Raw genomic sequence first — 13,625 nt, 5'->3', positions numbered from 1 at the left:
TGAAGTACTGACCTTTGACAGGCGCGACGAACTCGCCGCCGATGTAGTTACCGTAGCGCGACTTGAAGGAAACAATGGCACCGGGAGTGCCTGGATGGGCGTAGATCATGATCGGGTTCTCTTGTTGTTTTTGGGTGTGACCGTCCCGGGGACGGCCACTGTCAGGAGCACAAACGGCAACGGGTCAGCAACCCTGAGGGGTTTCGCCACGAGCCAGGCGCGCATTGATGTCTTCAATGACCGCTGGTAAATCGACGATGGTGTCGATCACGTAGTGCGGGCGCGAGCCTTCGAACATTTTGATGATGCGCGCGCGTTCCTCGGCCAGCTTGTCCGAGGGCAAGTCCCTGAACTGGTCATAGGTCAGGCCCAGTGCGTTGCCGGAGCAGGTCAAGGCAACCGTCCACATGCCGGCGCTGCGGCCTTCGAGAATGCCTGGCCAGGTGTCGTCGACCTTGACGCAAGCCGCCACATCGCTGATCCCCAACGCGATTACGTTGGCCAGTGCCTGGGCCGGGTGAGGGCGGCCATTGGGCACTTCGTCAGTCGCCACGACGTGGTCGGCGACATAACCGTTCTGGCGTGCCAGCTCGACGACTTTTTCCATGACCACAGCCGGATAACCGGAGCACGAACCGATTTTCAGGCCCTTGTCGCGCAAGGCATCGATCGTACTGAGGGCACCGGGAATCAGCGCCGAGTGCAGGGCGATCTTTTCGATCTGCAAGGGCATGAAACGCTCATAAAGGGCAGTGACATCATCGTCGGTCGGCAAGCGACCGAACGCCGCGCGATAGCGTTCGGCAATCTCGGGCTCGTTGCACAGCGTGCGAATGTGATCCCATTTACCCATGCCCATGGGGCCACGGGCTTCTGCCAGAGAGACGGCTACGCCAAACTCGGCGAAGGCTTCGACAAAAATCTGCGTGGGGGCAAAGGAACCGAAATCAACGACGGTGCCCGCCCAGTCCAGAACCACGGCTTGCAGGTGGGAAGGTTGTTGGTATTGCATGATGATTGCTCCTTGGAAAGGTAAGTGAGTAGTACGAATTCAGGGTGTGGTGCTGACAATGACCGGTTGTACCGGGGTCGATACCAGCAGCGGGTTTTCCAGTGTTTTCGGCCGGCTGTTCCAGAAGGGCACCAACATCAGGCTGGCCAGCAGTGCTGCACCGGTGAACACCAGGAACACGGTGATGGTGTCGAAGTAACCCGGCAGCAGGCCGCCAAGGACCGCACCCACCGAACCACAGCCGTTGACGAAGCCCGCGGCGGAGGCAGCCCCGTCCTTGCTGCCGAAATCGATGGCCGCCGAGCCGCTGATCATCGAGTCCGGCCCGTAAAGCGTCAGGCCCATCATGAACAGCAGGCCGACCACCATGTACAGACTGCCGCTTTGCATCGCGGGAACGAACAGTCCCAGGCAGACAGTGAGGACCACCAGGCTGAGCACGCAGGCCGGTATACGGCGAGCGCCGAAGTATTTGTCCGATGCGATACCGATGAGGATGGGGCCTACCAGACCTGCCAGTTCAAACGCAGTGGGAACGATGGCCGATGCAACCTTGCCGATCTCGGGCATGCGTTCGTAGATGATCACCGGGCCCCACAGCAGGATGGCGTAGCGCGCGGGCTTGAGCATGAAGTAGGCCAGGCCGAGAATCAGGACGGTGCGATTTTTCATCACGGTCCGTAAACCGGCCCACATGCTTTCGCGGGGAACCACGACGCCGCTGACGGGTTCGATCTCGATTTCGACAGCAGGCAGGCCCACGTCTTCCGGACGGTTGCGTTGCAGGAAATAGAACAACACCGCCACCACCAGCACGACAAGGGCACTGCTGATGAACGCGATGCGCCAGTCGTGATAGGCCTGATAAGCCCACCAGCCGGCAAACGGCGTGGCGACCAGACCGCCGAAGGCGTAGCAGGTGCACCAGTAACCCAGTACACGGCCACGTTCGCCAGTGCTGAAGAAACTGCCGACGTTCTTGCACAGGCCTGACCAACCGGTGGACTGCGCAAGCCCCTGTACCAACATGCAGGAGACGAAAATCGGCAAGGTGGCGTAGGTGCCCATGAGCAGCGCCGCCAGGGCCGAGATGACCAGGCCGCTAAGTACCACGACCCTGGGCCCGAAGCGGTCAGCGAAATTGCCCCAGAGGAACTGACCCACGGCATAGGCGATCAGGTAGAGGGCGTCGAGATTGGCCATCATGGACTTTTCGAGCATGAAGTCCGGGTCTTCGCCAATACCCAGCTTGGCGACGGAGAACGCTTTGCGAGTGAAGTAGAAGGCGGCATACGCCACCCAGGTGATCAGGAAAATCTGCACGCGCCAACGCTGGATGGATTTCCAGCCTGTTGCGAGAGGGCTTGTCGTGTTCGTCATGGTGTTCTGATCCCGTATGTGGTGCCAGACAGCGCAAATTAGGTCGGTTTTTGTTTTTGTTTTCGGTGCACAAGTCTGTCCAGACGCACGCCATCGATCCGATGGCCGTGAGAATGGCATCAGGCTTTAAACGTTATGAATGACTGTGGTCGCTGACTCCTGCCCGGCACTGCCGAGCGATTCGCCACCGAATCCATGGTTTAAAAAAGATCCCTGCCCCCAGGTGCTACCCATTGCACCTGTGCTCGAATTGGCAGAGACCTTAAAGCGCTCAGGCCGCGGGCTTCAGAATGTCTACGTCCATGGCGGCAAGACAGTCAGCGATAGCGCGAAGCAACTGGTGGACGATGTATTCGTCGATCTGGCCGATGCAGCCGATGCGGAAACTCTCGGCAACGGTCAATTTGCCGGGGTAGATGATGAACTGCCGGGCCTTGAGTTCTTCGTAGAAACGCGTGAAATCGAAGTTGGGATGTTCAGGGCTGAAGAACGTGGTGATGATCGGCGACAGCCAACGGTCTTCCAGCAGCGTCTTGAAGCCCAGTTCGCGCATGCCGGCAACGAGTACATCGCGGTTGCGGGTGTAGCGCGCCAACCGGCCGTGCACGCCACCTTCGTCGCTGTGCTGTTCCAGTGCTTTGTGGAACGCCACCACACTGTGGGTCGGTGGTGTGAAGCGCCATTGGCCGGTGCGCTCCATGTAGGCCCATTGTTCGTAGAGATCGAGGGACAGCGAATTGGCGCGGCCTTTGGCGGCTTCCAGCACGGACCGGCGGATGATCACGAAACCGAAGCCCGGGATGCCCTCGATGCATTTGTTGGCCGAAGACACCACCACGTCGAAAGTTATGTCGTTCACCGTCAGCGGCACGGCACCGAAGGAACTCATGGCATCGATAATCAGACTCTTGCCGTGGGCCTTCACCACACCGGCAATTTCACGCAGCGGGTTGAGGATGCCGGAGCTGGTTTCGCAATGGACCACGAAGACGTTGGTGACGTCTGGGTTGGCCTTGAGCAGGGCGTCCACTTCTTCGGGTTGGGGCGGCAGGTAATCGCCCTTGTCCAGGGTAATGAATGCGCGACCGAGGTATTCCAGGGTCTTGGTGGCGCGCTGGCCGTAGGCGCCATTCATCAGCACCAGGGCCTTGCCGTCACGGGGGATGGCGGTGGCCAAAGCGGCCTCGACCGAGTAGCTGCCGCTGCCTTGCAGTGGCACGCAGGCGAAGCTGTCATCCTCTACGCCAGCCATGCTGAGCAATTGCTGGCGAACTTGCGCGGTGACCTTATTGAAGGCACCGTCCCATGACCCCCAGTCCCGAAGCATGGCTTCCTTGGTGGCTTTCGAGGTGGTCAGCGGGCCTGGCGTCAGCAGGTAGGGTTCACCCAGGGCAGGGCTTGCCAGTGGCTGGGTTGTCGGGAATTGGGCTTTGGTCATGATCTTCTCCGGCGATGTTGTTTTTGTGGGGAGTGATGCATGGATTGATAAAAACATTTGGCAAGAAATAACTGAAATCGATTTATCGCATGTCACAAACAAGCTGAGCTTATAAGTTGGAGTGCATGAGGCCTGAGCAGGGTCGGCTCATCTGCCGAAGCAATTTTCAAGCAGCGCAAAACCCCGCGCGGTGAATCCCGGGCGGGGTTCTTTGTGGTCAAGGATCAGCGTTTTGGGGGGGCGGGACTCAGCCCTTGTCTGCCTTGCCGGCGGCTGCCGCGAATTTTGCCAGGCGCACATCGAGTCGGCGGGGAGGCCGGTTGCGGTCCTCGGCGTGTTCTTTGCGGCGAATGGCGTTACGCACCATCAGTGAACCCAGGTAGCGGATCGGCTCTGGCGGGAAATACCCCAGCGGGCCCTGCACCAGCGGCGAGCGCGTCCAGGGATTGTCCAGGCCCAGCACCAGTGACGAAAGGATCTGGCCACCCATATGGCACGGTCCGACGCCGCTGCCGGAGTAACCGAAACCGTAGAAGATGTTGCCGCCCGCGCCCATGCGGCCGAAGAAAGGCAGGCCGGTGACCGAGCGATCGGAGGGGCCGTTCCAGGTGGCGGCGATACCAACATCGGCGAAGTCCGGAAAGAACTCCGTCAGCGTGTTGCGCAACAGCCCGGCGTAGGGCGAGGGCTGGTCGAAAACCGGCAGGATGCGACCGCCGTAGGCAAAGGTGTTGCCGCCTTTACCGAGCATGATCCGGCCGTCCGGGGTGTTGTGGTAGTAGTGCACGAAAATCCGCGAGTCGAGTACGGTGACCCCGCTGGTCAGACCGATCCGTTCGAGCAAGTCGGGTCGCGGCTCGGTGATGATCATGTCACTGGAGACGATCGCCACCGAACGCGAGAACTGCGCAAAGGCGCGGGCCATCCAGGCGTTCATTGCCAGCACGACCCGGTCACAGGTCACTTTGCCGTTCGGTGTATTGACGACAGCGGGCATGCCTTCTTCCAGCCCGGTCATCGGCGTGCCCTCGAAAATCCGTACGCCCAGTTCCAGAGCCACTCGGCGCAGTCCACGGACCAGTTTGCCTGGCTGCACACTGGCAGCCGCCGGCGAGAACCAGCCCTCGATGTGCCGGACCGAGCCGGCCATGCGTTGCACCACAGGTAGCGCGCATTTGGAGAAAGAGTTGATGCCATGGCGCTCCAGCGCCGCGATGACCCCGTCGGTCGAGCCGACCTGAGCGCGGTTGGTCGCCGTGTAGAGCGTGCCGTCGAGACGGTAGTCGGCATCCACCGCATACCTTTCGCAAAAGGTACCGATGGCGTAGATGCTCTGCTCAGACTCCTTGACCAGGCGGATTGCCTCGTTGACGCCGAACAAGCGCTCAAGAGTGAAGTACTTGGCCGACCAGGACAGCGCGCAGCCGCCGTTGCGCCCGCTGGCACCGGCACCGCAGATATCGGCTTCGACAATGACCACGTCCAGTTCGGGATTCTGTTCCTTGAGCATGATGGCGGTCCACAGACCGGTATAGCCGCCGCCGACGATACAGACGTCGGCGCGGGTGTCCTGTTGCAGCGCAGGGCAGGGCGTAGCGGGTTGATTCTTCAGGGCCTGGTCCAGCCAGTAGGGGCGCATGAGGTCATCTCGTTTGGCCACGGCGAAACGTTCAGTTTCCATAGAGCATTCCTGATGAGTACGAGGGGCGGCACTTGTGAAAATCATGCTTGCAGTTCATCGTTCATAAATAAAATCGATTTAACGTATGGACGAATAAGCTGAACCTATAGCGAGGTGCGCCGATGATGATTTCCCATACCCAGCTCAAGGCGTTTCACGCCGTTGCCATGAACGGCAGCTTTACCCGGGCAGCGGAACAACTCTGCCTGTCGCAACCCGCGGTATCCGACCAGGTGCGCAAGCTTGAGGATTACTACGGCGTGATGGTGTTCTATCGCGACAAGCGCCTGGTGCGCTTGACCGAAGTCGGCGAGCGGTTGTTTGGCCTGACCCAGCGCCTGTTCGATATCAGTATCGATGCCCACGACATGCTGACGGACTATCGGACGCTGTCGACGGGCACACTGAATCTGGCCGTGGATGCGCCGGTGCATGTCCTGCCCTACGTTTCACGTTTCTGCAGGCGTTACCCCGGCCTCGACGTGAAGATCGAAACCGCCAACACCGATGAGGTGTTGCAGCGGTTGTTCAGCCACCAGGCCGACATTGCCTTGCTGGGACGCAGCATCGAAGACGACCGGCTGCTGACGTTGCACCTGCGCAGCGATCCCATGCTCGCCTTCGTCGCCCATGACCATCCCTGGGCGCAACGTGACTCCATCTGCCTGGCCGACCTGGACAACACGCCCATGGTCCTGCGTGAACAGGGCTCGGTCACGCGCTTATCCCTGGAGGAGGAGATGGCCGCGGCGGGTCTGCAAATCTGCAAGGCCATCGAAGTGGAGGGGCGTGAAGCTGCGCGCGAGGCGGTGGCGATCGGCATGGGGGTCGGTGTGGTCTCCGCGGCCGAGTTGGGCTCGGATTCACGGCTTCGCGGCTTGCCGATCGCCGACTGTCAGCGGCATTTCACCGAGACATTGGTGTGCCTGCGAGCACAGAGCTCGCGGCGTATTTTGACGACCTTTCTGGACATGGTTAGAGAAGGCTTGGCCGACTGATGTTCACCGCCGCAAACTAACCCCCTTGCGGCATTACTCGGGCATTGTTGCCGGAGCCTTCGATGTAGACGTTCATGCCTTTGTTCAGGGCCGGATTGATCGGCTGGGTCACCGATACCAGCACTCCACTTTTCACCCGCACGATGATCTGTTGCGCGGCGACCGGCTGATCGTACTTTTTCTTCTCTGCATAGTTGCCGCCTACCGCACCGGCAAGGGCACCGGCAACCATCGCGACGTCGCGTCCGGTGCCACTGCCGATCAGGCTACCGATACCGAGACCGCCGAGACCACCGAGAACGGCGCCGACGCCACTGTCGTGATTGGTCTGCATCTGGGTCAGCGATATCTGCTCGATCTTGCCCGAGCGAATTTCCATTTCACCCGCGCCGCCCTCATTCGACCCCACGGCGGAACAGCCGCTGATCAAGATCGCCGTCAATGTGACCGTCAGCCAGGACATGATTGCTTTCATTGCTGTGCTCCTCGTCATTGGTATTTGATGGCAATGCCTTTGAGTTTGCGGCCCTGAATCGTATCGATGTCGCGGCTCCACAGAGGGCCGGTCACATAGGCGGCGACGGGTTGGATCTGGTCATAAACCACTACCACTGCATCTGCGCCCAGTTTGGCGCCTTCTTCGCGCAGCTTCTGTTCGACCTGGGTGATGGGCGGCGCCGGATCGATGCTGGCATCGATCAGGATTTCGCCCAAGCGCACACTGGGTCGCGTTGGCTCGGTGCGTAATATCTGCACTTCGCTGGGCAGGGTCGGCGCGGGGTGTTCGACCCCGACGTAGGCGGTGGTCTGCGCATCCACTGTGGCGCAGGCATTTAACGCAAGGGCGCTGACGATGAGCGCTGCGAAAAGTAAGGGTCTGTGCGAACTCGAAAGTCGAAGCAATACAGGGTTAGCCATGGGAGCCATTCCTCTACCGGGGAGCGATTGAACCGCCAACGCCTGTTGGCGATTGGATCATGGTTCAACTGCGGATGAATGCCCAAAGATCGGCGTTCAACTTGTCGATAGCGGCCTTGAAATCCTGCGCGGTGATTTTCTGGCTCTCGTTGGAAAGCTGCTTGCCGAAAACCTTGCGCACGACCCTGACCACGGTCTGGTTGTTTTTCTCGTCGATGAGTTCGGCCTCGATATACAGTTCAGTGTCCTGATCGCGGTGACCGGTCGCAGCCTGTGTCGCACCGACGACGGCGGCGATGGGCACCACTTCATACCATTTCATGCCTTCATTCGACGCGCTTACCCCGGTGATCGCCGCACGCATGATCAAGGTTTTCGAACCTTTCGGCGCCGCACTGGAACGCGAGACCATCCGGTATTTCTGCCCCAGTGTCGCTTTGACCTGGGTGTTCATGTAGTTGCGGATGTCATCGAGGGTCTGTTGGTTGACCCGCTCATTGGGCTTGGGCGCCGGATACAGTTCCAGCCGCTCGAACGCAATGGTGTTGTAGGCATCGGGATTCCACGACGGGCTCACCCAACGCATCGCCGTGCCGCCGCTGGGCGTAGCGACTTCCTGCAGGTTGTCGTAGCTGGACAGATAGCCGGAGTACTGCTCTTTCTCGGTGACTTTGGAAGTGCAACCGCCGAGCAGAAGCCCGGCCACGGTGGCACCGATGAGCCAGTTTCGGGACAGATTCATGATGCGATGTGCTCCTCGGAAGAAGTCGCTTTGGGGGTGGCGAGACACTCAAAAGCGCCAGGTCATGTTCCCGGTCACGGCTTGAATCCAGGCGCTGTCGAATTGACCGGAAATTCGATTGCCCGAAACGTTTTTGGTCTGGTCCACCGGCATGTCGCCGATCCAGATCATGGCCCAGCTGACGTTGACGTCGGTGTCCTTGTTCAGTGCATAGGTGGCGCCTGTCGCGAAGCGCCAGGATTCGGCCATCGGTACCGTCACGGTGCGCTTGTTGTCGGACACGGCGCTGCTGTCGTAAGCCACGCCGACGTTCCACAGCCATTGTGGCGTTGCCTGGTATTGCGCCCCGAGCGACAGGTGCCAGGTGTCCTTGAAGTCGGCGTCGACCGTGGTTGACTGGGCGCCGAGTGCCGTGGTGTCGACCTGCACGGCGATGTCGCCGAACTCTGACCAATCCTGCCAGTTGACCGATGCGAGCAAGGCCCACTGCCGGTCGAGTTGCTGGAACAGGCTCAGGGTGACTGTCTGTGGCACGGTCACGTCGAGTTGGGTGTTCAGGCCGTTGAGGCGATCCAGTGCCGGACCGTTACCTTTCACATCCAGCCCGTCTTCGAAATCCAGATCGACTTTGCTGGTGTAGGTCAGGCCGATGCGGGTGCCGGTTTGCGGTGCGTAGATCACCCCGACATTGGCGCCGAACCCCCAATCGTTGTCCTTGTATTTGAACTGGCCGTCGCCGCGGTCGGTAAAGCCGAACGGCGAACGGTCGATGGCGGTTTGTGCCTGCAACATGCCGTACATGGCTTTTACGCCCACCCCGACCGACCACTGCTCGTTAAAGCGATAGGCCACGCTGGGCACCAGCGACAATCCACCGATGCTGGCGTTCTGCGCGAAGTAGCGTCCGGACCATTCGTTGTCGTAGTTGACCGCCAGGCCGAAGTCGGCGTACTGGCCGAAACCGACGCTCCAATGATCATCCAGTTCATGACTGATGAAAAAACTGCCGCCGGGAATCGGATCAAGGCCATTGCCGCTGCCGCTGCCAGACACATTGGTGTCGGCATCGCGATCGAAGCTCAGGTCGCCATACAGCACCTGCAAACCACCGGTGATCTGCGTGCCGGGCAGGTAGCTCAGCCCCGCCGGGTTGCTGGCAATTGTCGAAGGGCCTTGCGCGCGGGCGGCGGCACCGGCGTTGGCCAACCCGGCGTTATCGGTGCCGATTTCGTAGAGCATGATACCGCCGGCCCAGGCTTGTTGACTGCACAGGGCCAGTAACGTGAAGGCGGGCATTGCACCTGTTCTTGTTTGCATGGATTAGATCCCGGCAAGTGTGCATTTTCGAAATAAGGCTAATAGCAAATGTCGAATAACTTTAACTGCATTGAATCAGCGCGATTCGATCACTCATAAGTGTTAGTTCATATTCGTGACATTGGAAGGGGCAAGGGACGAATAAAGTTGCTCGCGCCGCATCATGAAAGTCCGATGTCTGGCTTTTCAAGTAAGGCGGACCAAGTTAGGCCATAGTTACGGTCGAGTACGAAAGCGCTTCACCCTGGGCAGGATGAAACGCTATTTCTTACAACTTACTGACGAGTACCCGGCAGGAGTTCAAACGTCGGCGTGAACGGAGTGATGGCCGACATCAACAGTTCGAAGGGTTTACGATCGCCTTCGAAAGTGGCTTTGCCGGCTGCAACAAGTTGATCGAATCCGGTTTTCCTGGCCATGACACCTTCCAGATCAGCTCGGTCGACGGTGATGGTGAGATCAGGTTTGCTGGCTTGTTGCCCCTTGATATTGGTCAGCGTCGAGTTGCTCAATTCCACGACAAATTGCTCGCCGTTATCCGGTGTCTTGAGATTGAAAGTGAAGTGCTGATCCGCCACTTTGCTGCCATCCAGGGCAATGCCCAGGTACTCCAGCCATAACTCGGTGCTCATGCCGCGGATCATGTCCGCGCCGCCGGTTTTTGGCGGCACGCCCTTGGGCATGCCATGGCGCAGTTCATACGCTGCCGAAAGGAAACTGTTGCGCACACCGGCACTTTCCTTCTGATAACCGACTTGCTCATAGACGTCCGCCAGCAGGTCCTTGGCCTTGCTGTTCTGCGGTTCGGCATACACCAGCTTGTTGAGGATTTCATACGCTTCGCGGTACTTGCCCTGATCGAACAAGGATTGTCCCTTGCTCATGATCTTGTCGGCGCCGCCCATCATTTCCACGTACAGCGGGGCCGAGTCCTTGGGCGACAGTGGCATCAACGTCGCCGGATTGGCATCCCAGTAACCCAGGTAGCGGTTGATCACGGCGCGACTGTTGTGTTCTTCCGAGCCGTGGTAGCTATGGGTCGCCCAGTTATTTTTCAGGCTTTCGGGCAATTTGTAGACGTTTTGAATCTCGTTGATGGTGACGCCCTGGTTGGCGGCATGCAGCACGGCGTTGTTCAGGTTTGCATAGGCATCGCGTTGCGCGCGCATCACATCCTGAATCCGCTCATTGCCCCAGCGTGGCCAACTGTGGGAGGCGAACATGACGTCTGCCGTTTGACCGTAGCGATACAGGGCATTGTTGATGTTCTTCGACCAGACCAGCGGGTCGCGGACAAGGGCGCCGCGCAGGGTATAGATGTTATGGATGGTGCCAGTGATGTTCTCGGCTGCCCAGAACGCCTTGAACTGTGGGAACCAGGTGTTCATCTCGGCGGGCGCTTCAGTGCCTGGCGTGCTCTGGAATTCCATCTCCACACCGTCGATGGTCAGGGTTTCGAAATCTTTGGTAATAAAGCGATTAGGTTCGATCAGGCCCATGTTGCCACTGGAAGTGTTTTTACCAATGGCCATGTCGACATGACCATAGGGGCTGTGCGGCAACAGCAAACCATATTGCAAGAACGCCCGCCGGTTCATGGCGTTGCCGGCGTAGACGTTTTCAGCCACGGCATGCTCCATGAAACCTTGCGGCGCAATCAGCGGGATCTTGCCGCTGCGGACATCGGCCTCGTCGACCACGCCGCGGATTCCGCCAAAGTGATCGGCATGGGAGTGGGAGATCACCACCGCTACGACCGGGCGCTTGCCCAGTTTTTCGTTGATGAAGTCCAGGGCGGCCCTGGCGGTTTCCTTCGACAACAGCGTGTCGAAGACAATCCATCCGGTGTCGCCCTTGATGAAGGTGATATTGGCCAGGTCAAACCCGCGCACCTGGTAAATCTTGTCCGGCACGACTTCATAGAGGCCATAGGCCGTATTGAGCACCGCCTGACGCTGCAGCGACGGATTGATGCTGTCGTAATCCTTGCCTTCATTCAGGAAGTTGTAGCTCCCCATGTTCCACGCGACGTTCCCGGCGTCGGCCATGATCTTCTTGTAGGGCGGTGCGGCGATGAAGCCTTTTTTCGCTTCTTCAAGGTCGCGCTTGTCTGCAAAGGGGAGTGTCTTGCGCACAGTGTTTTGCATGTCGACCGTGTAGGACGAAGGCGCCTTGCCCTTGCTGTCGAAGTGCACGTTTTGCGATGGAGCCGGATCGGAAGCTGCGCCGTTTGCATCGGCAGCGAAAACGCAAGGGCTGATGCCACCGCCAAGTGTGATCGCCAGTGCCAGATGGAGGGTCTTGTTGTACATGAAAGGTTCCTGCGCCAGATGAAGTGTTCAAGGGCGTCAAGGCAACGCGAGTGTTCTGCGTTGTCAGCTTGACCAGCCGAACCATGAATAGCATATTCATTTGATTCCAAAAAATTCCTGTTTAACGCGTTTCGATAGCATAAAGGTTATGAGATGACGCCCACCCGTTTACGCCAGTTTCTGGCATTGATCGAACACGCCCACTTTGGCCGCGCGGCAAAGGCGCTGGGTGTTTCTCAGCCGGCGTTGAGCAAAAGCATTCAGTTGCTTGAGCGCGAACTGGGCGTCACGTTGTTCGATCGTCGCAGCGATGGCGTGGCATTGACCGCATTTGGTCATTTGCTGCGGGAGAAGAGCCAGCGCTTGTTGGTGGCTGAGCAGGATCTGCGGCGCGACATCGCCTTGCTCGCGGGCGGGGACATCGGCGCGCTGAAAGTCGCTTTTGGCCCTTACCCCAGCGTCATCAGCGGCTATGCCGCCATTGCGCGGATGCATGCCCGCCATCCGCAAATCAAAGTGACGGCCCATGTCGCCGGGTGGCGCGAGGTGGCGCATCAAGTGCTGACAGGCGTGGTCGACCTGGGCATCGCTGAAATCAGTACGCTGCAAGGCCGGGAAGAACTCACCTGTCAATTGTTGGGCGAGCACGAGGGCCGGCTGTTTTGTCGCCCCGATCATCCGCTGCTGGCACAAAACCGCCGCGTGACCCTTGCGCAAACGCTCGATTACCCGTGGGTGGCATCGCGCATTCCCTTGCGATTGGCGACCCACTTGCTTCCGGCAACCCTCGGTTGTGCGGGTGCCTATGATGCGCTGACCGGGGACTTCGTTCCGGCAATCGAAATTGATGTGCCCATGCAAATCGTCCAATTCGTCGAGCACAGCAATGCCCTGACGCTGGGGAATCTGTCGACGTTCGAGCGCGAACTCAACGCAGGCGAAATCGTGCCGTTACCGGTTCAAGACCTCGCACTGCGTACGCGCTACGGCTTTATTCATCTCAAGGAGCGCTCGCTGCCGCCTGCGGTAGAGGTGTACATGAACGAAGTCAGGGAAGTGGAGGCCGATGTTCGTCAGCGTGAAAGTCTGTTGATCAAGATCATGCAGGCGTGAGTCCGAATGCCCGTCGCAGAGCCTTCGCTTGAGAGTGGCGGTCGCTACCTGCGATTCTTCCATTTTCCGTCCGGGGCAGTGAGTGACGGAAGTTAAGTTTCACGACGCGGATTTATTGAGAACCGCCCATTTATTTATGAGCTATACCCAATGTTCCCCCCATGCACTTCTTCCACTTTTGGAGGTTGTTTATGAATATTCGCAGCGTCCCGTTAGCGCTTCTCGTGGCAAGTCTGTTCGGTTGCAGTACCGCTTCAAACCACTCCATGAATTTGCCTCTGGCGGCCACCCACGCCAATGTCGGACATACCGGCAACGCCACGTTGACCCCCGAGGGCAATCAAACCAACTTCGATTTCTTTATCTCGGGTGTTCCGGACGGAACGATTCTGCCACCGCGCATTTACACCTTCATCAATAAAGGCAGTTGCCAGAAACCCGGGCCAGTGGCCTACGCCATGAACGATAAGGTCAATACAAAAAACGAAGCCGGGTCCAACGGGTGGAGTTTTTACCGTAATGCGCCTATCGCAACATCAGAGTTGCTGTCCGGGCAATATTCCGTCGTCGTACGAACTTCGCCCGAGGACGGCAACGTCGATATCTTTTGCGGCGATGTCGCCCAGGCAAAGCGGTGAAATGACCTGAACCCTGACGCGCCTTTGCGGCCGGCACTTGGTAAATGCGCGTCTATACTCACTCTCCTGTTAGTGG

At 58.9% G+C, this 13,625-nt stretch carries 13 protein-coding genes; 3 read left to right on the top strand and 10 right to left on the bottom strand.

Annotated features, from left to right (window positions below):
* The 5 genes from D8U69_RS29695 to D8U69_RS02735 all read right to left on the bottom strand — a co-directional run.
* On the bottom strand, positions 1–109 hold a 109-nt coding region (locus D8U69_RS29695), incomplete at its 3' end, for a hypothetical protein (RefSeq protein ID WP_241664353.1).
* 75 nt (positions 110–184) lie between these two features.
* Positions 185–1,012 carry a phosphonoacetaldehyde hydrolase gene (gene phnX, locus D8U69_RS02750; protein WP_056853302.1) on the bottom strand — a complete coding sequence of 276 codons (828 nt, stop codon included), beginning with the start codon at positions 1,010–1,012 and terminating at the stop codon, positions 185–187.
* A gap of 39 nt (positions 1,013–1,051) precedes the next feature.
* On the bottom strand, positions 1,052–2,392 hold the full coding sequence (locus D8U69_RS02745; protein WP_130906640.1) for an MFS transporter: 1,341 nt from the start codon (positions 2,390–2,392) through the stop codon (positions 1,052–1,054).
* A gap of 271 nt (positions 2,393–2,663) precedes the next feature.
* Positions 2,664–3,830 (bottom strand): 2-aminoethylphosphonate--pyruvate transaminase, encoded by a 1,167-nt coding sequence (locus D8U69_RS02740; protein WP_130906639.1) that lies wholly within the window; start codon positions 3,828–3,830, stop codon positions 2,664–2,666.
* Between the two features lie 247 nt (positions 3,831–4,077).
* On the bottom strand, positions 4,078–5,469 hold the full coding sequence (locus tag D8U69_RS02735) for an FAD-dependent oxidoreductase (RefSeq protein ID WP_130906642.1): 1,392 nt from the start codon (positions 5,467–5,469) through the stop codon (positions 4,078–4,080).
* A 164-nt stretch (positions 5,470–5,633) separates the two neighbouring features.
* Here D8U69_RS02735 and D8U69_RS02730 point away from each other — a divergent pair, with 164 nt between their 5' ends.
* Positions 5,634–6,509, top strand: a complete 876-nt coding sequence (locus D8U69_RS02730) for a LysR substrate-binding domain-containing protein (protein ID WP_130906638.1) — start codon at positions 5,634–5,636, stop codon at positions 6,507–6,509.
* 16 nt (positions 6,510–6,525) lie between these two features.
* Here the strand turns inward: D8U69_RS02730 and D8U69_RS02725 are convergent, their stop codons facing one another.
* From D8U69_RS02725 to D8U69_RS02705, 5 genes are all read right to left on the bottom strand, one after another.
* Positions 6,526–6,984 carry a glycine zipper 2TM domain-containing protein gene (locus tag D8U69_RS02725; protein WP_056853306.1) on the bottom strand — a complete coding sequence of 153 codons (459 nt, stop codon included), beginning with the start codon at positions 6,982–6,984 and terminating at the stop codon, positions 6,526–6,528.
* A gap of 14 nt (positions 6,985–6,998) precedes the next feature.
* The gene (locus D8U69_RS02720) at positions 6,999–7,427 is read right to left on the bottom strand and encodes a hypothetical protein (protein WP_130906637.1); all 429 of its coding nucleotides are present in this window, start codon (positions 7,425–7,427) and stop codon (positions 6,999–7,001) included.
* A gap of 64 nt (positions 7,428–7,491) precedes the next feature.
* Entirely contained in the window at positions 7,492–8,169 is a 678-nt protein-coding gene (locus D8U69_RS02715; RefSeq protein ID WP_130906636.1) for a DUF3313 domain-containing protein, read from the bottom strand.
* A 48-nt stretch (positions 8,170–8,217) separates the two neighbouring features.
* On the bottom strand, positions 8,218–9,486 hold the full coding sequence (locus D8U69_RS02710; protein ID WP_130906635.1) for an outer membrane protein transport protein: 1,269 nt from the start codon (positions 9,484–9,486) through the stop codon (positions 8,218–8,220).
* A gap of 275 nt (positions 9,487–9,761) precedes the next feature.
* Positions 9,762–11,798, bottom strand: a complete 2,037-nt coding sequence (locus D8U69_RS02705; protein WP_130906634.1) for an alkyl sulfatase dimerization domain-containing protein — start codon at positions 11,796–11,798, stop codon at positions 9,762–9,764.
* Between the two features lie 153 nt (positions 11,799–11,951).
* On the opposite strand from D8U69_RS02705, the gene D8U69_RS02700 reads away from it, so the two are divergent.
* Complete coding sequence (locus D8U69_RS02700) at positions 11,952–12,911, top strand: LysR family transcriptional regulator (protein WP_130904634.1); 960 nt, start codon at positions 11,952–11,954, stop codon at positions 12,909–12,911.
* Positions 12,912–13,102: 191 nt separating this feature from the next.
* Positions 13,103–13,549, top strand: a complete 447-nt coding sequence (locus D8U69_RS02695) for a hypothetical protein (protein ID WP_130904635.1) — start codon at positions 13,103–13,105, stop codon at positions 13,547–13,549.
* The last annotated feature ends 76 nt before the right edge of the window (positions 13,550–13,625 follow it).

Origin of the sequence: Pseudomonas sp. Sample_16 (assembly GCF_004307665.1) — a bacterium.
GTDB lineage: Bacteria > Pseudomonadota > Gammaproteobacteria > Pseudomonadales > Pseudomonadaceae > Aquipseudomonas.
The sequence above is the reverse complement of the archived record's forward strand: the minus strand, read 5'-3'. Positions and strand labels throughout refer to the sequence as shown.